Raw genomic sequence first — 391 nt, 5'->3', positions numbered from 1 at the left:
GTCTTCGTCCATCCCGTACCGCGCGACCATGGCGCGGGCGATATCGGTAGCCTTGACCAGATCGTCGGCCGCCCCGGTCGAGACATGATTGTAGATGATCTTCTCGGCCGCGCGCCCGCCAAGCAGGACTGCGATCTTGTTCTCCAGCTCCTCCCGCGTCATCAGGAAGCGGTCCTCGGTCGGGCGCTGGATAGTGTAGCCGAGCGCGCCAATTCCGCGCGGGATGATCGAGACCTTGTGCACCGGGTCCACCCCCGGCAGAGCCATCGCCATAAGCGCGTGCCCCATCTCGTGGTGCGCCACGATCTCGCGCTCGCGCGGGTTCAGAACGCGGTTCTTCTTTTCCAACCCGGCGATGATGCGCTCCACGGCATTGTTGAAGTCGTCCATC

At 64.2% G+C, this 391-nt stretch carries 1 pseudogene; it reads right to left on the bottom strand.

The features are described 5' to 3' along the window. Window positions 1–391: pseudogene (locus tag RHIZ70P_RS22715) on the bottom strand (cell division protein FtsH); the annotation flags it as partial.

Source organism: Paenirhizobium selenitireducens ATCC BAA-1503, from assembly GCF_900492185.1.
Taxonomy (GTDB): Bacteria; Pseudomonadota; Alphaproteobacteria; order Rhizobiales; family Rhizobiaceae; genus Allorhizobium; species Allorhizobium selenitireducens_A.
This window is presented reverse-complemented; position numbering and strand designations above follow the sequence as displayed.